The following is an 18,991-nucleotide window of genomic DNA, read 5'->3' as shown; positions in this document are numbered from 1 at the left end:
GCAGGATAATCCACTACGTTCTTGACCGTTGTCAGCCCAAAAACGCGATCAGCTCTGCTTCTCCGGCCTTCAGACCGTGCCGTGGCTCTGGTTTCAGCCGCGAAATCCGCCGCGCGCGATCTTCGGCCCCGGCCAGCGCGATTACCTCGGGGTGGACATAGCTTGTACGCGCGATGGCCGGCGTATTGCCCAAGCGCTCTGCCGCGGCCTCGGTCAGGTCCGCGATCTTCGGCTCTTCCAGCCGGCAGGCGCAGGAAAAGGCGGCATGGGTCCCGTTCCACGTCCGGAAGGTCTTGGCCGTCATCCCCTCGCCGCACACCTCGGCGATCATCGCGTTCACCTGTTCGGACCGGACGCCGCGCGGTTCGCCGTCGTCGTCGACCCACGAAATCAGTTCGGCCCCCGCCAGATCCTGCACCTTGTGCAGCGCGCGTTCGAGCCGCTTGCCATGCAGGCGGCAGGTGATCTGGGTGCCGCCCTTGCCGGGGAAGTCCAGCGTCACGCCATCCTTGCCGAACTTGACGTGATCCGGCAGCAGCGTGGTCGCGCCGTAGCTTTCGTTCTCGCGGGCATAGTCGACCCCGCCGACCCGGATCGCAGCGCGGTCCAGCAACGCCAGCACCGCCGCCACCGCAAGTTCCTGAGAGCCGGGCTTGGCGCGAAGGCCGTCGGCAATCCGGGCGCGCAGCCGGGGCAGCGTTTCTCCGAAAGCCGCAAGCTGCGCGTATTTCCGGGCGGACCGCTGGGCTGTCCAGTCGGGGTGGTATCGGTACTGCTTTCGCCCGCGCGCATCCCGGCCCGTGGCTTGCAGATGGCCATTGGGCAGCGGCGATATCCAGACCTTTTCATAGGCGGGCGGCACCGCGATCAGGGCGATTCGCTTTCGTTCCGCGGTATCGCGGATCGTCGTGCCGTCCGGAGAACGGTAGCTGAAGCCCGTCCCGCGCCGGATGCGGCTGATTCCGGGGCGGTCGTCGGGGAAATAGCAAAGCCCCGCGCCGGCATCCGGCAAACCGGCCTTCCGGGGAATCGGTCCGGTCATCGCGCGCCCCCGCGATCCATGTTGCAGCGCAGCATCTTACTGTTTGGAATCCGGGGCATTTTCGGCCTCCACCCGTGACACGCCCGCCACACAATTGCGGACCCGACTCAACGCAAAAGCGCCCCAAACCGTTCCGATTCCCACCGCGGTCACCCGACAGGCGACCGCCCGGCGCAACCCCGAAAACCGCCGCAACCCTTGTTAATAAAGGCAATCGCCCGCCATTGGTCGGGCGGATTCTCGCCAAGCGGATTTACACAAACTTGACATAACTGCCCTACAAGCGCCTTCTGGTTGCATACGGAACGAGGCGTCCAATCAGCCCGTGGGACATCGAAACGCTTTGACGGATGTGGGGACATCCGGACGGGGCGGTGTTGCGGGAACTGGACGCGGTTTGTTGGGACAGAAGGCACGTAGGGGATGACGAGGCTAGGACTCCTGGGCTCGCTGGCGATTGCATTGTCGCTGGCAGTCACAGCGCCGGCAGTGGCCGGCAGCGGGCATGGGCTTTGCATGCAGAAACTCACCAAGATGATGCCGGTGCGCCGGAACAGCTCTCAGGGCGGTTCCGAGGTGATCCGGTCGGTGATGAACATGAGCGGCGTCGAACGTGACGCCGTTCTCGAACGCGAAATTCTGGGCGGCAACATGCCCGAGTTCATGCGCGATCTCGTCCCTGTGACGATGACCGGTGTGGTGAACGGGCGGCAGCTGGACATCACCATCTGCGTGACGCCGGATTACCTCGCGGTGGGTGACGACAGCGATTATGTCCGCGTTCCGCTGGGCATGGCGTCGGCGGCCCGGATTGCGGACCAGATGGGTTTCATCCTTCCGACGCCCGCAATGGTCGATACGATCTATGAACAGGCAGAGGTGCGTCTTGCCCCGAACCCGATGGAACCGGGCGCGGCGATGACGACCACCAGCTACTTCGCACGGCACAACAACACCGTGGAAGGTCAGGCCGGTCCGCTGGGTCTGCACCCGGCCGCGCTGATCGCAGGGATCAAGAAGGATCTCGTGATCTCCGAGCGTCTGCGCAAGCAGCCCGGTCGCGTCGCGATCTACGGCTGGCACCGCTCGAACGGCAGCCCGATCCAGCCGCTCAGCCTTGTGCACGGCGAGGAATACGCCGACTACAGCCACGGCATCCGGCTTGTCAGCCGCATCGCGTTCCTGAACGGCCGCCCGGTCGCGCTGGACAAGGTGATGCAGGATGACGACATCGCGGGCATCGTCACCGGCACCGAAGGGCCGATGCAGAATGTCCGCAATCTGATGGCGACGCTTTACCGCTAGTCACGGAATAAGAAAAACACGAGGGACGGAACCGCCCGCGCGCCGAAAACGGCCGCGGGCGGTTCCACTTTCAGGGTCCGGGTATTGACCGAGCGCCGCTGACGGCCAAAGGGCAACGCCCCGGCCGCCATGGACGATCAGTTCACCTCAGTTCACTGTGGAACAGCAGCGGAAGCCAAGGTGATAGTTCCGGTGGCTGGACGTGTTCATCACGTTCGTGCCGTGCCAGTAGGGCGCGCGCCAGCGGCACCAGTCCTCGTGGGCGCGGTACTTGTCCCAGATGAACCAGCTGCCCTTCATCTCGGTCACACCCAGCGTGCGGCTGCCGTTCGACGACATCTGGCTGGGGTTCATCGGCAGGTTCATATGCTCGGCCGCGTTGCCGTGCAGGTCGTATACCTTCAGCCCGCTGGTGCAGCCCGGGAACGCCCCCGCAGGGTACGTGTTCGTGCCGCAGGCGTTGAAGTCGCCGCCGTTGCAGCCCGCGCTTTTGTTCGAATCCTGACCGCAGACGCCGGTGCGGAAGTTCGGGCCGTAGGCCCAGCTTTTCGACCCGGCGTAGCGGTTGTTGTGGATCGACCGCATCGCGGCCACCGATCCCGCGCCGAACGGGTAATCGGGCGGCGTCAGCGCACCGGCGCAGGCGCCTTCCCATTCGTGGGCGTCGCACAGACGCTTGCCCATGGCAGAGCAGATCTCGGCCGCCTCGTTCGCGCGCACCCATGTCACGGGGTAAGTACAGGGCATGTTCGGGAACTCGAACTGGTCGATGCAGGCGGTCGCCTGTTCCGGCGTCTGCGTGCGCGGGTCATACAGCGGCGCCATGTACTTGGCGCCGCAGATCGCCTCGAACCGGGGGTTGTTGTAGACGGCAGTCCCGCCGACCCGTGCTGCACATTGTTCCGGCGACATCGGGTGCCGCGTCGGGCCGGGGTTGCCCTGCCCCATCCAGCCCGACCGCGCGAAGATCTCGCGGATCCGGTTCAGCTGGCCCGCCGAGATGCGGTGGACCTGCTGGATCTGCCGAAACAGAACCTCGTTGTTCTGCTGCAGCGACTGTGCCTCCACGCCCGCGGCCAGCGCCACGAGCCCGACCGAAAGCGCGAATGCCCGGATCATGCCGTTACTCCTTGCGAACGAGATAGAAGACATCGCGGTTGTCGGGATACCCGATGAACCGCGGGATCACGCCGTTGGACCCGCTTTTGTCGAGGTTGCCCATGCCGCGCATGATGTGGTCGACCTGGATCTGACCGGCGTCGTTGAACGAGTAAAGCCCGAGATACGTGTGCTCCAGCGCGTTCATGTCCAGCAGCATGGCGTAGTCGCAGCCATAAGCCTGGAAGCTGCGAGCCATGCCGGACGGGGTCGCGGTCGAGAAGTAGCCGTACACAAGGTAATTGGTGTTCTCGGACTTCATCAGGCAGGCGCCGCCGCGTAGGGTCCGCAGGTCCGCGTTGGCAGAGCCCGACCAGTTGCCCGGCCCCCACTGGGTCACCAGCGCACCGGGCCGGCCATCCTCGACCAGCGGCACGCCGTTCTGGCGGACGAAGCGCATGCTGGCGAGGTTCTCGTTGTCCTCTTCGGTCCAGGTCTTCATGCCGATCTCGCCGTCCTGCGTGACGTAGACCGTCGACAGGCCCGGCCAGATCTTCGAGTAGATCACGCCGTGTTCAAGGAAGCCGTAGTGCGAGCCATAGTTCTGGTCGCGCAGCGCGCCGCTGCGGAACGCGCCGTGCTGGCGCTTGAACCCGGCTGTGAAGGCCGCGGTGACCTTGTCGGTCAGGTAGGGCGGCACCATGCCCAGCGACACAAGCGGCGCTTCCGTGGCGAAACCGTCCGGTCCCGGCATCCCGTAGGGCCGCATGTAGTGCGGCGGGCGCGGCGACCAGTCCAGACGCGGGTGGTCGGTGCCACGCGCAAAACCAAGGTCGAAGCGGTCCAGTTCGAAGGCGACGAAATAGTTGATCGCCCGGCTCTCGACACCGTCCAGCCAGTTCGCGCCGGGCACGTCGAACACCTCGGGCGCGATATAGCCCGGCGACAGCGCCGAGACATAGACGCCGGCCTGCCCCTGCACCGGGTACCACGAACCCGCGGCCATGCCGGACTCGGCGCCCTCAAGCTTGATGGTGTGATAGGCCGCCATCAAAGGGCGCGCGTCCTCGGGGTAGCGCACGTTGGCGGGGATCGGACCGGCGACCGGAGTCTCGCTTTTGCCGGTGCCAAGACCTTCGTCCAGCAGCGCGTACTTGTCCTTGTTGAAGGTCGCCTTGACCCACGTCACCAGCGCATCGCCGCCCCAGACGTGATCGCGCAGGAACTGCGAGGTCGCCTCGAGGCTGGAATAAGAGCCGCTGGTCTTCACGCGCAGGTACAGACGGTCGCCGCAAACCGGCGAGTACGGCAGGTTGGCGCGGCTTGCATCGCCCAGCATCGACGGGTTGCCCGCCCAAGGGGTGCAGCGGAAGGTTTTCACACCCTCGGTGATCAGCAGCGCCGGACCTTCGGGACCGTCTTCCAGCAACACGGCGCGGTCGTTCGGTGCCGGGTTCTCCAGGTGGAACCACGTGCGGCGGGTGTCGCCGATGCCCAGCAGGAACCAGCTGTTGATGTTCGGGTTCAGCGAGACAAGCGTCACCGGAGTGCCGTCGTCCGGCAGGGTCACGGTCTGCTCGAACCGGTAGGGCTGAATCTCGATGATATTCTTCGCTGTCTCGGCATCGTAGGCGGCGCGCAGCTGCGCCAGCCGATCCTCGATGTCCAGCGCATGCGCAGCCGACCCCGCAAGCACCGTCGCCATCGCGGGGCCCACAAGCCGGAAAAGGGCGCGGTCAAAAATGCGTTTCTTCAAGTCTCTATGCTCCTCGTTCCCGCGACTCACCCTTCCCATGGGGCCGCCGTTCCGGGGGGTGTGGCAGGTGGTAGGAAATTTTCCGCTTACGGGGAAGTCGGGTAAAGCGGACCCAGTTTAATTGTGATCGGCCAGCATGGCTTCGCCCGAAGGATTGGCAGCAGGCGTTGCGATTTGGCCACGCGCTCATCGTGCCTGCTCCGCCGCCACGGTGCCGGCTTGGGCGGGCGGCGCCGCGACAGATTCGAAGACGAACCGCTTGTCGAGCTGGAACTTGACGACATAGCCGATCGCAAGCCCGAACACCGCACCCAGCTCGCGCATCAGGTCGGTCTGCCAGATCATCCAGAACACGGTTTCCATGCCCCAGAAGATCGCCGTCGTGAATACGCCGGTCAGCGTGTAGCGGCTGAACCGCTTGCCGTGCGCCCGCGCGCCGGTCGAGGCGTCGAGGAAGATCCAGCGCTTGTCCAACAGGTACTTGACCACCAGCCCGACACCGGTGCCGACGGCGATGGCCACCAGCAAAGCCGCGCCGTCTTCACGGAACGACAACACGACGCGCTGCGCGCCAAGATTGGCGAGCGTCGCGATCACCGCGAACAACGCGTAGCGGAAGACCAGTGTGCGCAGTTTCACGTCGAATCCGGGCCTTTCTGACGTCCGTCGTCATACCCCGCACGGCGCGGGCCATTCATCGGCCCGGAGTGTCCGGGCCGAAGACGGCAAAAGCGCGGCGCTCAGGTGAAGGTATTGTCCCTCGGGAAGCCGCGCGGCGCCATACGGCCCGATCCGGCCCGCTTGCCCAGCCACTCGGTCAGGTCGCTCTCCGTCCGCGTCCGTCCCGCCGGGTCGAGCCAGCTAAGGCCCTCGGCCAGCGTGAAGGTCGTCAGGTCGGACAGTCCGCCGTCCTTGTACTTCTGCAGGCGAACACCTTTGCCGCGACCCATCTCGGGCAGTTCGTCCAGCGGGAAGACCAGCACCTTGCGGTTCTCGCCCACGCAGGCCACGTGATCGCCCGTCACCTTGCGGCAGATCTTGGCCTTCACGTCGCCCCGGACGTTCAGCACCTGCTTACCCGAACGGGTCTGCGCCACGACTTCGGACTGCGGCACGATGAAACCGTCGCCGGCGCTCGACGCGACCAGCAGCTTGCTTTCGGGGTTCAGGATGAACAGTTCGACGATCTCTGCCTCGTTCGGCAGGTCGACCATCAGGCGCACGGGTTCACCCATGCCGCGACCGCCGGGCAGGTTCGAGACGGACAGCGTATAGAACCGCCCGTTCGAGCCAAACACCAGCAGGCGGTCGGTGGTCTCGGCATGGAATATATGCCGTCCCTCGTCGCCGTCCTTGTATTTCAGCTCCTGATCCAGCGCGATGTGGCCCTTCATCGCCCGGATCCAACCCATCTTCGAGCAGACCACGGTCACCGGCTCGCGCTCGATCATCGCTTCCAGCGGGACCTCTTCGACCTCGGTGGCCTCGGCGAACTGGGTCCGCCGCGCGCCGCCCTCGGCCTTGGCGCCGAACTGGGCTTTGGTCTCGCGGATCTGGTCGGAAATGCGCGACCACTGGACGTCATCGCTTTCCAGCAGGTCCTCTAGCCCGGCGCGCTCTTCCATCAGCGCGTCGCGCTCGCGCCGCAGTTCCATCTCTTCCAGACGCCGCAACGACCGCAGGCGCATGTTCAGGATGGCGTCGGTCTGGACCTCGGACAACTCGCCCTCGCCCGGCGGCGGCGAGACATAGTCCGCCTCGGACATCGCCTTGACGAAATCGCGCGACCAGTCCTCGCGCATCAGCGCGGCCTTGGGGTCGTCGTCGTAGCGGATGATGTCGATGACGCGGTCGAGGTTCAGGAAAGCGGTGATGAAGCCTTCCAGCACTTCCAACCGGTGATCGATCTTCGCCAGCCGGTGCCGCGAGCGGCGCAGCAGAACCTCGCGACGGTGGTCGAGGAAGGCGCGCAGCACTTCCTTCAGCGAGCAGACCTTCGGCGTGCGGCCGTCGATCAGGACGTTCATGTTCAGGCTGAACCGGACCTCGAGATCGCAGTTGCGGTACAGCATGTTCATCAGCACGTCCGGGTCGACGTTCTTTGATTTCGGTTCCAGCACGACGCGCACGTCCTCGGCGCTTTCGTCACGGACGTCGCCAAGGATCGGGATCTTCTTGGTCTGGATGACCTCGGCGATCCGCTCGATCAGTTTGGACTTCTGCACCTGGTAGGGAATCTCGGTGACGACGATCTGCCACTGGCCGCGGCCCAGATCCTCGACGTGATGCTTCGCCCGCAAGCGGAACGCGCCGCGCCCGGTGCGGTAGGTCTGCATCATGCTTTCCACCGGCTCGACGATCACGCCGCCGGTCGGGAAATCGGGGCCCTTCACGTAATTCAGTAGCGTGTCGTCCCGCGCGTCCGGCGTCTTGATCAGGTGCAGACAGGCGTTGCACAGCTCGTCGATGTTGTGCGGCGGGATGTTTGTCGCCATGCCCACCGCGATGCCGCTTGCGCCGTTCGCCAGCAGGTTCGGGAAGGACGCCGGCAGAACCTCGGGCTCTTGAAGCGTGCCGTCATAATTGTCGCGGAAATCGACGGCGTCCTCGTTCAGCCCTTCCATCAGCGCTTCGGCGGCGGCCGTCAGCCGTGCCTCGGTATAACGCGAGGCCGCCGGGTTATCGCCGTCGATGTTGCCGAAGTTGCCCTGCCCGTCCACCAGCGGATAGCGAACGTTGAAGTCCTGCGCCAGACGGGCCATCGCGTCGTAGATCGCCGCGTCGCCGTGCGGGTGATAGTTGCCCATCACGTCGCCCGAGATCTTCGACGACTTGCGGAAGCGCCCATCCGGAGACAAGCGCAACTCGCGCATCGCGTACATGATGCGGCGGTGGACCGGCTTCAGACCGTCACGCGCGTCGGGCAGCGCCCGGTGCATGATGGTCGACAGCGCATAGGTCAGGTACCGCTCGCCGATCGCGCGGCGCAGGGGCTCGGCAAGGGCCGGGATATTGGGGTCGTCGGACTGATCGCTCATAGATGATGTGATACGCCTCGCGCCTCAGGGGAACAAGGCGGGATCGCCCCAAGGCCGCTGCGTGAACCGGCCGATGATGGCATCCGTGCATCATTCCGCCCCACAGCCGCGCGCCCGGGCACATTTTGCTTAGGCACGCGGCGTCCGGCTTGGTACCCGTGTGGCACGGCGAAAAGAACGCGACCAAACAAACAAGCGTCACATCGCGGGAACGGGCAGTATGAAAAGACTTCTATCGACGACGCTTGGCGTCGTGATCGTCGGCGCGATGCTATTCTTCGGAGAAGACGCGCCCGAGACCGACGCCACCACCACGGCGAACGCGCCGGAACCGGCGGACGTGCGGCCCGACCGGCTGCATACGGCGGCCGAGCTTTCGGCCCTGCTGGCCGAGATCAAGGCGCAACCGGAACCCGAGGGGCCGCGCATCCGCACGCCGCACCCGGACAGCGCCGAGCCCGTTGCCGAGGCGGTGCCGGAACCCGTCCACCCCGCCAGCCCCGACGAGATCCCGATGGCGATCGAGTCCCTGCCGCTGGGCGATATCCCCGCGGAACGCCTGCCGGTGATGGAAGCGACCTATACCACCGCGCCGAATACCAGCGTAGAGGACGCCGCGCCCGACCGTGCCACGGCCCCGACGCTCGACGTGTCCCGGGTGCCGGTACCGCGACCGGCCCCGCGCCCCACCGGCTTTGTACCGGTCGAGCCTGTCGCCACCGCGCTGGCCGGGCCCGAGGTACTTCCTCCGTCGCTTGTGGCCGCGACGCAGACGCCCCCCGCCCCCGTCACCACAACCGACGCGGAACTGGTGGCGCTGGCGCTGGCCGAAGCGCTGGACGGCGCGCGGCCAGAGCTGATGTACGTCACCGAAGACGGCGCGATCCTGCGCAGCGCGCCGCACGAGGCCGCCGAGCGCATCCTGCAACTTTATCGCGGCGACGAGACCGAGGTTCTGTTCGACATGGGCGACGGCTGGCTGCGCGTGCGCGAGATCAGCACAGGCGAGACGGGGTTCGTCCCGGCCCGCGTGCTTTCGGGCAGCCAGCAGTGACATAACCGTCAGGTCACGGGAATTCTTCGAACTGGCACATCCCTACTCGAGACAAGATGCCAGCGCGGCGTCGATGCAAATAGTGAACCTGAATAAATTTTGGAGATGCACTTCCGTGGTGTTAAGATTTCTTAACAGATAATTCACGGACCTCTTCAAAATGCGATTTCTCAACGTAATTTTGGCAATACTCGCCTTCCTCTACATCGTTGGGAAGTTGGGTCAAGGACCCGAAGCCCCATCAGAGATTTCCCACAGCAGTGGCAACTATCCCGCCGAGACCGCGCCATTTCCCATCCCCCCTGACGAAGACAAACTCGCGTCGGTCACGGGAGCGGGCAGCACGGTTTCAACCAACCCCTCCCTAGTGCCGCCCACGGGCCTTGCGGAACCGAAGCTCGACGAGTCGCCCGTCGTGACGCCAGACGTGCCGTCAAGACCGCCTTCCACGCTTAGGCTTGCACGGTTCGTCACGGGGTCCGTGGTCAACGTCCGGCAGGGACCTTCCGTCAGCACGGCAAAGATCGGAGCCCTCGTATTTGGCACAAAGACATATGTGGTCGGGAATGCGGACGGAGGCTGGGTCGAGATCGAGTTCGATGCACCCCCTTGGCGAGGCTGGATGTCGGGCACCTACCTTTCCGCTGCGTTGCCCGGAACAACGGCTACCACACCGGCTGCACCGCCAAAAAGATCCGTCGCACCTCCGAGTTCTGCGGAAGTGTCGCGTGCCAAGGCCGAGATCATTCGGCAGTCGATCAACTCGTACAGCGGCTCTTGCCCCTGTCCGTACAATACAGATCGAGCTGGACGGCGTTGTGGGGGCAGAAGCGCCTGGTCGAGACCCGGTGGCTACGCCCCGATGTGCTACGAATCCGATGTCAGCCCCGCGCGTCTCGCAACCTATTTCGCCCGTCAGCGTGGTGCGACAAACTAACGGTCCCATACTCTCACGTTGGACTTGACCATTGGTGCCGATGCAGCTGACTTGTGCGCATGGCGCAGAAATCCGTTCTTATCACCGGCTGCTCGTCCGGCATCGGCTATGACGCCGCGCATACGCTGAAGGCGCGGGGATGGCGCGTGTTCGCGTCGTGCCGCAAGCAGGACGACTGCGACCGGCTGATCGCCGAGGGGCTGGAAAGCCCGCGCATCGACTATGACGACGAGGTCTCGATCGACACCGGGCTGGACGCGGTTCTTGCCGCCACGGGCGGCACGCTGGACGCGGTGTTCAACAATGGCGCTTACGGTATTCCGGGGCTTGTCGAGGATCTGCCGACCGAAGCCCTGCGCGCCATTTTGCAGACCAACCTGATCGGATACCACCACCTGACCCGCCGCCTGATCCCGGTGATGCGGGCGCAGGGCGGCGGACGGATTGTGAACTGTTCGTCGGTCATGGGCTACACCAGCTATCCGTGGCGCGGTGCCTATGTCGCGACCAAGTGGGCGCTGGAGGGGCTGACCGACACGCTGCGGCTGGAGCTGCATGGCGAGCCGATCCACGTCGTGCTGATCGAGCCGGGGCTGATCACTACGAAGTTCGGGGCCAACGGCCGCATCCAGTTCGAGAAGTGGATCGACTGGCGGAACTCGATCCACCGGGACCGCTACGAGAAGGACCTGATGCGCAAGTGGCGCGGCGACAACCCGCAGGCGGGGCTGGAGGTGCCGGCAAGCCACGTGACGGCCAAGCTGATTCACGCGCTGGAAAGCCGCCGCCCGCACCCGCGCTACAAGATCACCAAGCTTGCGCATTTCGCGAAGTTCCTGACCCGCATCCTTCCCACCCGGGCCAGCGACTGGGTGGTGCGCCGCGCCTCCTGAGCCCCCGCGCCAATTTGCCGGTTTTGTTTCTTGGCCCGGACAGGCTACATCGCGGGCCAGACCTGACCGAAAGGACGCCAAATGTGGCAGGACCCGCTTTTCATCCTGGTCGCCATCTCGGTGCTGGTGGTGCTTGTGATCCTGATGATCGGCATCGGCAGCTTCGGCAAAGGCGGCGAGTTTCACCGCAAACACGCCAACCGGCTGATGCGCTATCGCGTCGCGGCGCAGGCCATCGCGGTGGTGGTCATTCTGATCTTCGTGGCCTTCCGCCGCATGGGAGGCAACTGATGGTCGTACTGTCCAAGATCTACACCCGCACCGGCGACGCCGGCGACACCGCGCTTGGCAACGGCGAACGCGTCGCGAAACACAGCCCGCGCGTCACCGCCTACGGCACGGTAGACGAGCTGAACGCGACGCTCGGCATGGCGCGGCTATACGCCCCCGAAGACACCGACGCTCAACTGGCCCGCATCCAGAACGACCTGTTCGACCTTGGCGCGGACCTGTGCCGCCCCGACATGGAGAAGGACGCCGAGGCCGAATACACGCCTCTGCGCGTCACCGACGGACAGGTCACCCGGCTGGAAGCGGAAATCGACGCGATGAACGCCCGGCTGGAGCCGCTGCGCAGTTTCGTCCTGCCCGGCGGCACTGCGCTGTCGGCGCATCTGCACCTGTGCCGCACCGTCGCGCGCCGCGCCGAACGGCATACGGTCGACCTTGCCACCGGCGAGAAGGTGAACCCGGCGGCGGTGAAATATCTCAACCGCCTGTCCGACTGGTTCTTCGTCGCCGCCCGGATCGCCAACGACGACGGCCGCGCGGACGTTCTGTGGAAGCCCGGCGAAAACCGCTGATTAGCGCTACCATCCCAAATGGCGGGAAACGCGGCGTTGAATGGCGTAAACGCGTCGATTTTGCCCTGTTCTCCGCGCGCCTTACCGGCTAACACTCACCGGGAATTCGCTCCCCCGGCCGACGCAAGGGGCGCAACCAACCTAGGGAGACACGCATGAAGGTCCTCGTACCGGTCAAGCGGGTTATCGACTACAACGTGAAGGTCCGCGTGAAGGCGGATGGCACGGGCGTCGATCTCGCCAACGTCAAGATGTCCATGAACCCGTTCGACGAGATTGCCGTCGAAGAGGCGATCCGCCTGAAAGAGAAGGGCGCCGCCGAAGAAGTGGTGGCCGTCTCGATCGGCGTGAAGCAGGCGCAGGAAACGCTGCGCACCGCGCTGGCGATGGGCGCCGACCGGGCGATCCTCGTGGTCGCCGCCGACGACGTGCACCAGGACATCGAGCCGCTGGCCGTCGCGAAGATCCTGAAGGGCATCGTCGACGAAGAGCAGCCGGGCCTCGTGCTCTGCGGCAAGCAGGCGATCGACAACGACATGAACGCCACCGGCCAGATGCTGTCGGCGCTGCTGGGCTGGTCGCAGGCCACCTTCGCGTCCGAAGTGAACATCGACGGCGACCACGCCAACGTGACCCGCGAGGTCGACGGCGGCCTGCAGACGATCAAGGTGAAGATGCCCGCCATCGTCACGGTCGACCTGCGCCTGAACGAGCCGCGCTATGCCTCGCTGCCGAACATCATGAAAGCGAAGAAGAAGCCGCTGGATGAGAAGACCCCCGCCGACTACGGCGTGGACGTCTCGCCGCGCCTCGAGATCGTGAAGACCGAAGAGCCGCCGGCGCGTAAAGCGGGCGAGATGGTCGGCTCGGTGGACGAGCTGATCGCGAAACTGAAAGACGAAGCGGGGGTCCTGTAATGGCTGTTCTTCTTTTGGGTGAAGTGAACGGCGGCGAGCTGTCGCTGGACGCCACCGCGAAGGCCGTGACCGCCGCGAAGGCGCTGGGTGACGTGACCGTGCTGTGCGCCGGTGCGTCCGCCGCCGCCGCCGGTGAAGCCGCCGCGAAGATCGACGGCGTGGCGAAGGTGCTGGTTGCCGAAGACGCCTCGCTGGGTCATCGCCTTGCGGAAACCACCGCCGCGCTGATCGTGTCGCTGGCGGGCGACTACGACCACATCGTCGCGCCGGCCACCACCGACGCGAAGAACGTGATGCCGCGCGTCGCGGCGCTCTTGGACGTGATGATCCTGTCGGACGTCTCGGGTGTCGTGGACGCCGATACCTTCGAGCGCCCGATCTACGCGGGCAACGCTGTGCAGACGGTGAAGTCGTCCGACCCGAAAAAGGTGATCACCATCCGGACCTCGACCTTCGACGCCGCCGGCGAACAGGGCGCGGCTCCGGTCGAGACCGTGGGCGCCGCCGAGAACCCCGGCCTGTCGGAATGGGTCGAGGACAAGGTGGCCGAAAGCGACCGCCCCGAACTGACCTCGGCCGGCATCGTCGTGTCGGGCGGCCGTGGCGTCGGCTCGGAAGAGGACTTCAAGATCATCGAGGCGCTGGCGGACAAGCTGGGCGCGGCTGTCGGCGCGTCCCGCGCTGCGGTCGACTCGGGCTACGCCCCGAACGACTGGCAGGTGGGTCAGACCGGCAAGGTCGTCGCCCCCGAGCTATACATCGCGGTCGGCATCTCCGGCGCGATCCAGCACCTTGCGGGGATGAAGGACTCGAAGGTCATCGTCGCGATCAACAAGGACGAGGAGGCGCCGATCTTCCAGGTCGCGGATTACGGACTGGTCGCGGACCTGTTCACCGCCGTGCCGGAACTGACCGAGAAGCTTTGATCGGGATGGGGGCGTCAGACCCATCACATGGATAGGCCCGCCCCTGTGGCGGGCCTTTTCTTTTGGGGGAAGGTGGATGAAATCCCGGGCAAATGCTTCGCTGGTGTGGGGGAGATGGGGTGGAACCCCATCCTACGCCGGATGCATTGCACCCCGTCGAACGGAGACGCGACGCCCACTTTGATTGTTTGGGATTGGGGAAGCTGGGTGAAATCCCGGGCAATTGCTTCGCTGGTGTTGGGAGATGGGGTGGAACCCCATCCTACGAGGGATGGATTGCACCCCATCGAAAGGAGACGCGACGCCCACGTAGGATGGGGTTACACCCCATCCCACAAAAGGCGGTTTCGCACCCCACCGCACGGACACCCAAAGGCCACGTACGATGGGGTTACACCCCATCCCCCAAAAGCCATCACCCCAAAGACTCGCCGAAAATCCGTTCGGCGTGGTCGTGAAGGTAGATCCGCAGCCACGGCGTGAAACGGTCCGGCTCTGCGTCGATCTCGCCGCGAAGCGCATCCAGCGTCGTCCAGCGCACCTCTGCCACCTCTTCCGGGTTCGGCACCACCCGCAGGTCGGCCCCGGCGGCGCAGACGAACACCTGCACCACTTCGTCCTCGACCATGCCGTTGCCCACATCGGCGCGATAGCGCACCTCGCCCCGGTGGACCGGCGCCAACCCCTCGATGCCAAGCTCCTGCCGCAGGCGCCGCACCGCGCAGTCGGCGTCGTCCTCGCCCCATAACGGGTGGGTGCAGCAGGTGTTCGCCCAAAGCCCCGGCGTGTGGTACTTCGCCAGCGCCCGCCGTTGCAGCAGGACACGGTCGCCATCCAGCACGAAGACGGACACCGCCTTGTGCCGCAGCCCCTCGCGGTGCGCCGCCAGCTTGTCCACCGCCACCAATTCGCCGTTCACCCAGGCCGGGATCATGTCCTGCATCGGGGCGCCAGATACGCCATGCCGCGCCGCACCGCCAGCCGCCCCGGTCACTTCGCCGCACGGGACGCCCTTGATCTTGCAGCGGATACGCGGAATCGTCCGCTTCGCGCGACAGCCAAGTTCACGGGCCCGAACGGGCCCCCGAAGGATGCGAAAAGCGAGGACATCATGAAACGCCTAGCCAATTCCCTTCTGGCCGCCAGCCTTCTGGCCGCCCCCGCCACCGCGCAGGATTTGTCGGACGAGGCCGCCTATGCCGCCGACAGCTTCGGCCAGTGCGCCACCTGCCATGTCATCGCCGACGACTCGGGCGAGGTCATGTACGGCAAGCGCGGCAAGGTCGGACCCAACCTGCATTGCGTCATCGGCCGCACCGCCGGTACCTACGACGGCTTCCGCTATGGCAAGTCGATGGAGGAAGCTGGCGAGGCCGGGCTGGTCTGGGACGCCGAGAACCTCGTCACCTATCTGCAGGACCCCAAGGCCTATCTTGCCGAATTCCTCGACGACCCGCGCGCGCGATCGAAAATGACCTTCAAGGTGCGGGCCGACAAGGGCGAGGGTAAATCCGAGGAAGAGGTCGCCGCCGCCTTCGCAGCGCTGCTGGCGGAAACCTGCGCCAACTGACGGCACACCCCGTCACAGCATCGACTGCAGCACCGGCGCCAACGCTCTGGCGGCGCGCCGGTGCACCACCGGGCCCAGCATTTCCTCGGCCGCGGCGCGTTCCCCCTCCGAGAAATGCATCTCGTCCATGCCACTGCGCCGTTCCGGTGCCGAGGCCACGACCTCGACCACCTTCGTGACCTTTCCCTCCAGCGACATCAGCATCGGACGGTCGATAAACAGCGGATCGCCGCAGGCCAGTTCGTGCTGCCCGAAGTTGCGGTCGTCCTCTTCCAGCGGCGGATGATCCGACAGCCACAACAGGACCACCGGCCGTTCGATCTGAGACAGCAGCATCCGCATCCGCGCCAGCCACGCCTCTTTCAGCTCGCTCCGCAGCATCGCGAACTTCTCAGGAGAAATGTCCTTCAGCGATTGCAGCATGTGCCGGGTAAAGCTGAATTCGGTGAAATCCACCTCTGGATAGATCTTGTGCAACAGCGACGACGCCCGCAGGAACCGGTCGTTGCGGCGCGGATGCACGGCATAAAACCGGTTCGACATGTTCTGCGCGCCCATAACCTGCATCACCGCGACCCGCGCCTTGTTGCAGATCTCCAGCAGCGTCTTGTCGTTGAAATAGGCGTCGATCCCGGCGTTGATGCAGCCAAGGTTCACGCCCCTGATCCCGGCCTCCACCTCGACCAGCGCCGGGAACGGCGTGTCGATGAATTTGCCGTAGGTTTCCGTTCCGCCGAGATAGGCGACGAAATCGCCCTCCAGCCGCCGGCGCGGCCCGCGGAACAGCTGTTTCGAGGCGCCGTACCGGCACGGGAAATAGTCGAGAGCCGGTCGTTCGAGATTCGCGTAGTTCATTCCACCCACACTTCTGAAAGTGATCCACCCGCGACCGGATTCGCACAAACTCGTTGCCAACCGCCTAAACCGTGCATTTGTCTCGAATTGCCGCTGCGCGCTGCCGGGCTTTCACCCTTGCACCGCCGCGAAGGCGGCGCATATGGTCCCGGCGACAACCCGAAGGAGCGGCGAGCATGGAAATCAAGCGGATCGGCGTGATCGGCGCAGGCCAGATGGGCAACGGCATCGCCCACGTAATGGCGCTCGCGGGCTATGAGGTCGTGTTGAACGACATCAGCGAAGAGGCGCTTTCCGCCGCCGTGTCGCTGGTGTCGAAGAACCTCGACCGGCAAGTCTCCAAGGACCGCATCAGCGAAGACGAGAAACAGGCGGCGATGAACCGCATCTCGACCACGCTGAAGCTGCCCGAACTCGGCGCCACCGACCTTGTGATCGAGGCCGCGACCGAGCGCGAGACGGTCAAGCAGGCGATCTTCGAAGACCTCGTGCCGCATCTTCAGCCGCATACGATCCTGACCTCGAACACCTCGTCGATCTCGATCACCCGGCTCGCCAGCCGCACCGACCGGCCCGAAAAGTTCATGGGCTTCCACTTCATGAACCCGGTCCCGGTGATGCAACTGGTCGAACTGATCCGCGGCATCGCCACCAACGAGGAAACCTACAAGGCCTGCCTTGGCGTGGTCGAGAGCCTTGGTAAATCCGCCGCCTCCGCCGAGGACTTCCCCGCCTTCATCGTGAACCGCATCCTGATCCCGATGATCAACGAAGCGGTCTATACCCTTTACGAGGGCGTCGGCTCGGTGAAGTCGATCGATACCTCGATGAAGCTGGGCGCCAACCACCCGATGGGCCCGCTGGAATTGGCCGATTTCATCGGTCTCGACACCTGCCTCGCGATCATGAACGTGTTGCACGACGGGCTGGCGGACACCAAGTACCGCCCCTGCCCCCTGCTGGTGAAATATGTCGAGGCCGGCTGGCTTGGCCGCAAGACGCAGCGCGGCTTCTACGACTACCGCGGCGAAACGCCGGTCCCCACGCGCTGACACGCAAAAGCCCCGACCGAAGGCGGCCGGGGCTTCTTCTCTTTCAAAATACCTCGGGCCCAAATACCTCGGGCCCAAATACCTCGGGGAGGCCGCAGGCCGGGGGCAGAGCCCCCTGCGCCCGGTCAGACCTGCGCTTCGGGCAGATGCACCACCATGCCGTTCAGCGCCGGCTTGACCGCGATCTGGCAGCACAGGCGGCTGGACGGCTTCACCTCGCAGGCGGCGAAATCCAGCATCTCGGCCTCTTCCTCGCCCGCGCCGCCCACCTCGGGCAGGAACGCGTCGTCGACATAGCCGTGGCACGTGGCGCAGGCGAGCGAGCCGCCGCATTCGCCCCGGATACCCTCGACGTCGTTGTCCCGCGCGATCTGCATCAGTGTCGCGCCCTCGGCGGCCTGCACCGTGGTGCGCTTGCCGCAGGCTTCCACGAAAGTCACTTCGATCATCGTACCCTCCCTCAGTTCAGCCGCACCGGCAGGTTCAGCGGCCCGCGGAACCCGAAGCCCTTCCAGACCACGTCCTGCGGCGTCACCAGTTCCATGTTCGGGAACCGTTCGAAGATCAGCGGCAGCATGATCTTGCCCAGCATCATCCGCGCCAGGTGTGTCCCAAGGCAGTGATGCGGCCCGCTGCCGAAGCTCTGGTGCGGCGTGCGCTTGCGGAACACATCGAACCGTTCGCCGTTCTCGAACAGCGTCTCGTCGCGGTTGGCGCTGGCCTGTACGGTCATCACCACGTCGCCCTTCGGAATGTCGAAGCCGCGGATCTGCGTGTCTTCCATCACAAGGCGCGAACTGACCTGGATCGGCGCGACCCAGCGGACGCCTTCCTCGAACGCCAGCCCCCAGTCGCCGCTTTCCTTCAGCGCCTCAAGCTGGTCCGGGTTGGTCAGCAGGCCGTACAGGATCGTCAGCAGCGCATCGCGCGGCTCGTTGATCCCGCCGCCGATGGCGATCTTGATGTTGGCCACCACCTGGCTCATGTCGATCGGGTTCTCGGCGTTCAGCATCACCGACAGCGCCGACTGGTCCGGCTCGCCGCGCGCGATGGGCGCCTGCCGGTTGATCTCGGCAACGATCTGATCATGAGCAAGATCGGACCGCTCGAACAGTTTCGGATCCCAGCCGAAATTGCCGGCGCCGTCGATCAGCGCCTGGCTCCAGAACTGCATGTCGTCGTCCGACGCGCCCGGGATGCCAAGGATCACGGCAAGGATGCGCGCCGACAACGGACCGGCCAGCGCCGGGAACAGGTCGACAACCTCGTCGCGCGGCAGACGGTCAAGGTACTCGTTGGCCAGCTTTTCGTAGGCCGGCCCCCAAAGTCCCTTCAGGTTCTTCGGGCTGAACGTCGGCGTCATCGCCATCCGCTCGGCTTTGTGGTCCGCGCCATCCTTCCGCATCAGCGTATGGGCGTGGAACGCGCGCTCCATCGGGGTGTTCGGGTCGTTCGAGCTGAATAGATCCGGGTTGTCCTTCACCGCCCGCGCATCCTCGGCACGGGTCAGCAGGGTGCGTCCGACCGACTCCACCCGCAACACGGGGGTCTCGGCGCGCATCTTCCGGTAAACCGGGTACGGATTCTCCGTCAGCTCGGAAATGGTGATGGTGTCGTCATATGGCGCAAGTGCCATGGCTGCCCTCCTCCTTGGCGCTCTGGCTGTGTCGGACGAAATAGCTTTG

At 65.2% G+C, this 18,991-nt stretch carries 19 protein-coding genes; 10 read left to right on the top strand and 9 right to left on the bottom strand.

Translation table 11 applies throughout. The features are described from left to right. Positions 1-31: 31 nt before the first annotated feature. Positions 32-1,042: a DNA topoisomerase IB gene (locus tag ACP156_RS24485; RefSeq protein ID WP_425053977.1), complete on the bottom strand. Its 1,011-nt coding sequence runs from the start codon at positions 1,040-1,042 to the stop codon at positions 32-34. 516 nt (positions 1,043-1,558) lie between these two features. On the opposite strand from ACP156_RS24485, the gene ACP156_RS24480 reads away from it, so the two are divergent. Further along, a complete protein-coding gene (locus ACP156_RS24480; RefSeq protein ID WP_425053976.1) occupies positions 1,559-2,347 on the top strand; it encodes a hypothetical protein in 789 nt (262 codons plus the stop codon). A gap of 147 nt (positions 2,348-2,494) precedes the next feature. Here the strand turns inward: ACP156_RS24480 and ACP156_RS24475 are convergent, their stop codons facing one another. The 4 genes from ACP156_RS24475 to ACP156_RS24460 form a co-directional block, all read right to left on the bottom strand. Next, positions 2,495-3,466, bottom strand: a complete 972-nt coding sequence (locus ACP156_RS24475; protein ID WP_425053975.1) for an SUMF1/EgtB/PvdO family nonheme iron enzyme — start codon at positions 3,464-3,466, stop codon at positions 2,495-2,497. 4 nt (positions 3,467-3,470) lie between these two features. Next, positions 3,471-5,201: a hypothetical protein gene (locus tag ACP156_RS24470; protein ID WP_425053974.1), complete on the bottom strand. Its 1,731-nt coding sequence runs from the start codon at positions 5,199-5,201 to the stop codon at positions 3,471-3,473. A gap of 186 nt (positions 5,202-5,387) precedes the next feature. After that, entirely contained in the window at positions 5,388-5,840 is a 453-nt protein-coding gene (locus tag ACP156_RS24465) for a GtrA family protein (protein ID WP_425053973.1), read from the bottom strand. 101 nt (positions 5,841-5,941) lie between these two features. Beyond that, positions 5,942-8,239 carry a DNA topoisomerase IV subunit A gene (locus ACP156_RS24460; RefSeq protein WP_425053972.1) on the bottom strand — a complete coding sequence of 766 codons (2,298 nt, stop codon included), beginning with the start codon at positions 8,237-8,239 and terminating at the stop codon, positions 5,942-5,944. Between the two features lie 220 nt (positions 8,240-8,459). On the opposite strand from ACP156_RS24460, the gene ACP156_RS24455 reads away from it, so the two are divergent. The 7 genes from ACP156_RS24455 (at position 8,460) to ACP156_RS24425 (ending at position 13,829) form a co-directional block, all read left to right on the top strand. Then, positions 8,460-9,293: an SH3 domain-containing protein gene (locus ACP156_RS24455; protein WP_425053971.1), complete on the top strand. Its 834-nt coding sequence runs from the start codon at positions 8,460-8,462 to the stop codon at positions 9,291-9,293. A 160-nt stretch (positions 9,294-9,453) separates the two neighbouring features. Beyond that, positions 9,454-10,230, top strand: a complete 777-nt coding sequence (locus tag ACP156_RS24450; protein ID WP_425053970.1) for an SH3 domain-containing protein — start codon at positions 9,454-9,456, stop codon at positions 10,228-10,230. Between the two features lie 59 nt (positions 10,231-10,289). After that, a complete protein-coding gene (locus tag ACP156_RS24445) occupies positions 10,290-11,123 on the top strand; it encodes an SDR family NAD(P)-dependent oxidoreductase (protein WP_425053969.1) in 834 nt (277 codons plus the stop codon). Positions 11,124-11,204: 81 nt separating this feature from the next. Then, positions 11,205-11,414, top strand: a complete 210-nt coding sequence (locus ACP156_RS24440) for a twin transmembrane helix small protein (RefSeq protein ID WP_425053968.1) — start codon at positions 11,205-11,207, stop codon at positions 11,412-11,414. Then, positions 11,414-11,986 (top strand): cob(I)yrinic acid a,c-diamide adenosyltransferase, encoded by a 573-nt coding sequence (locus ACP156_RS24435; RefSeq protein WP_425053967.1) that lies wholly within the window; start codon positions 11,414-11,416, stop codon positions 11,984-11,986. The genes ACP156_RS24440 and ACP156_RS24435 overlap by 1 nt, the downstream gene beginning before the upstream one ends. 155 nt (positions 11,987-12,141) lie before the next feature. Then, the gene (locus ACP156_RS24430; RefSeq protein WP_425053966.1) at positions 12,142-12,903 is read left to right on the top strand and encodes an electron transfer flavoprotein subunit beta/FixA family protein; all 762 of its coding nucleotides are present in this window, start codon (positions 12,142-12,144) and stop codon (positions 12,901-12,903) included. After that, on the top strand, positions 12,903-13,829 hold the full coding sequence (locus tag ACP156_RS24425) for an electron transfer flavoprotein subunit alpha/FixB family protein (protein WP_425053965.1): 927 nt from the start codon (positions 12,903-12,905) through the stop codon (positions 13,827-13,829). Before ACP156_RS24430 ends, ACP156_RS24425 begins: the two co-directional genes overlap by 1 nt. A gap of 415 nt (positions 13,830-14,244) precedes the next feature. Here the strand turns inward: ACP156_RS24425 and idi are convergent, their stop codons facing one another. After that, positions 14,245-14,772, bottom strand: coding sequence for an isopentenyl-diphosphate Delta-isomerase (idi, locus tag ACP156_RS24420; RefSeq protein ID WP_425053964.1), 528 nt, complete (start codon positions 14,770-14,772; stop codon positions 14,245-14,247). Positions 14,773-14,940: 168 nt separating this feature from the next. On the opposite strand from idi, the gene ACP156_RS24415 reads away from it, so the two are divergent. Then, positions 14,941-15,399 carry a c-type cytochrome gene (locus ACP156_RS24415; protein WP_425053963.1) on the top strand — a complete coding sequence of 153 codons (459 nt, stop codon included), beginning with the start codon at positions 14,941-14,943 and terminating at the stop codon, positions 15,397-15,399. Between the two features lie 12 nt (positions 15,400-15,411). Here the strand turns inward: ACP156_RS24415 and ACP156_RS24410 are convergent, their stop codons facing one another. Next, entirely contained in the window at positions 15,412-16,254 is an 843-nt protein-coding gene (locus ACP156_RS24410) for a DUF6473 family protein (protein WP_425053962.1), read from the bottom strand. Between the two features lie 176 nt (positions 16,255-16,430). Between ACP156_RS24410 and ACP156_RS24405 the strand changes: the two genes are divergently transcribed. After that, positions 16,431-17,306: a 3-hydroxybutyryl-CoA dehydrogenase gene (locus tag ACP156_RS24405; protein WP_425053961.1), complete on the top strand. Its 876-nt coding sequence runs from the start codon at positions 16,431-16,433 to the stop codon at positions 17,304-17,306. A 125-nt stretch (positions 17,307-17,431) separates the two neighbouring features. On the opposite strand, the gene ACP156_RS24400 is transcribed toward ACP156_RS24405, so the two are convergent. Continuing rightward, positions 17,432-17,755 (bottom strand): 2Fe-2S iron-sulfur cluster-binding protein, encoded by a 324-nt coding sequence (locus ACP156_RS24400; RefSeq protein ID WP_425053960.1) that lies wholly within the window; start codon positions 17,753-17,755, stop codon positions 17,432-17,434. Positions 17,756-17,766: 11 nt separating this feature from the next. Next, the gene (locus ACP156_RS24395) at positions 17,767-18,942 is read right to left on the bottom strand and encodes a cytochrome P450 (RefSeq protein ID WP_425053959.1); all 1,176 of its coding nucleotides are present in this window, start codon (positions 18,940-18,942) and stop codon (positions 17,767-17,769) included. Positions 18,943-18,991 lie beyond the last annotated feature (49 nt).

It is taken from the genome of Psychromarinibacter sp. S121 (genome assembly GCF_049801035.1).
In the GTDB taxonomy this organism is placed as follows: Bacteria; Pseudomonadota; Alphaproteobacteria; order Rhodobacterales; family Rhodobacteraceae; genus Psychromarinibacter.
Note: the sequence above shows the minus strand (reverse complement) of the source record. Positions and strands in the feature narration are given on the sequence as shown.

Coding starts and splice junctions, on each gene's coding strand:
- ACP156_RS24395 (WP_425053959.1), bottom strand. CDS start 18,942: ATGGCACTTGCGCCATATGACGACACCATCACCATTTCCGAGCTGACG.
- ACP156_RS24480 (WP_425053976.1), top strand. CDS start 1,559: ATGCAGAAACTCACCAAGATGATGCCGGTGCGCCGGAACAGCTCTCAG.
- ACP156_RS24455 (WP_425053971.1), top strand. CDS start 8,460: ATGAAAAGACTTCTATCGACGACGCTTGGCGTCGTGATCGTCGGCGCG.
- idi (WP_425053964.1), bottom strand. CDS start 14,772: ATGCAGGACATGATCCCGGCCTGGGTGAACGGCGAATTGGTGGCGGTG.
- ACP156_RS24445 (WP_425053969.1), top strand. CDS start 10,290: ATGGCGCAGAAATCCGTTCTTATCACCGGCTGCTCGTCCGGCATCGGC.
- ACP156_RS24425 (WP_425053965.1), top strand. CDS start 12,903: ATGGCTGTTCTTCTTTTGGGTGAAGTGAACGGCGGCGAGCTGTCGCTG.
- ACP156_RS24460 (WP_425053972.1), bottom strand. CDS start 8,239: ATGAGCGATCAGTCCGACGACCCCAATATCCCGGCCCTTGCCGAGCCC.
- ACP156_RS24410 (WP_425053962.1), bottom strand. CDS start 16,254: ATGAACTACGCGAATCTCGAACGACCGGCTCTCGACTATTTCCCGTGC.
- ACP156_RS24450 (WP_425053970.1), top strand. CDS start 9,454: ATGCGATTTCTCAACGTAATTTTGGCAATACTCGCCTTCCTCTACATC.
- ACP156_RS24440 (WP_425053968.1), top strand. CDS start 11,205: ATGTGGCAGGACCCGCTTTTCATCCTGGTCGCCATCTCGGTGCTGGTG.
- ACP156_RS24415 (WP_425053963.1), top strand. CDS start 14,941: ATGAAACGCCTAGCCAATTCCCTTCTGGCCGCCAGCCTTCTGGCCGCC.
- ACP156_RS24475 (WP_425053975.1), bottom strand. CDS start 3,466: ATGATCCGGGCATTCGCGCTTTCGGTCGGGCTCGTGGCGCTGGCCGCG.
- ACP156_RS24430 (WP_425053966.1), top strand. CDS start 12,142: ATGAAGGTCCTCGTACCGGTCAAGCGGGTTATCGACTACAACGTGAAG.
- ACP156_RS24485 (WP_425053977.1), bottom strand. CDS start 1,042: ATGACCGGACCGATTCCCCGGAAGGCCGGTTTGCCGGATGCCGGCGCG.
- ACP156_RS24405 (WP_425053961.1), top strand. CDS start 16,431: ATGGAAATCAAGCGGATCGGCGTGATCGGCGCAGGCCAGATGGGCAAC.
- ACP156_RS24435 (WP_425053967.1), top strand. CDS start 11,414: ATGGTCGTACTGTCCAAGATCTACACCCGCACCGGCGACGCCGGCGAC.
- ACP156_RS24400 (WP_425053960.1), bottom strand. CDS start 17,755: ATGATCGAAGTGACTTTCGTGGAAGCCTGCGGCAAGCGCACCACGGTG.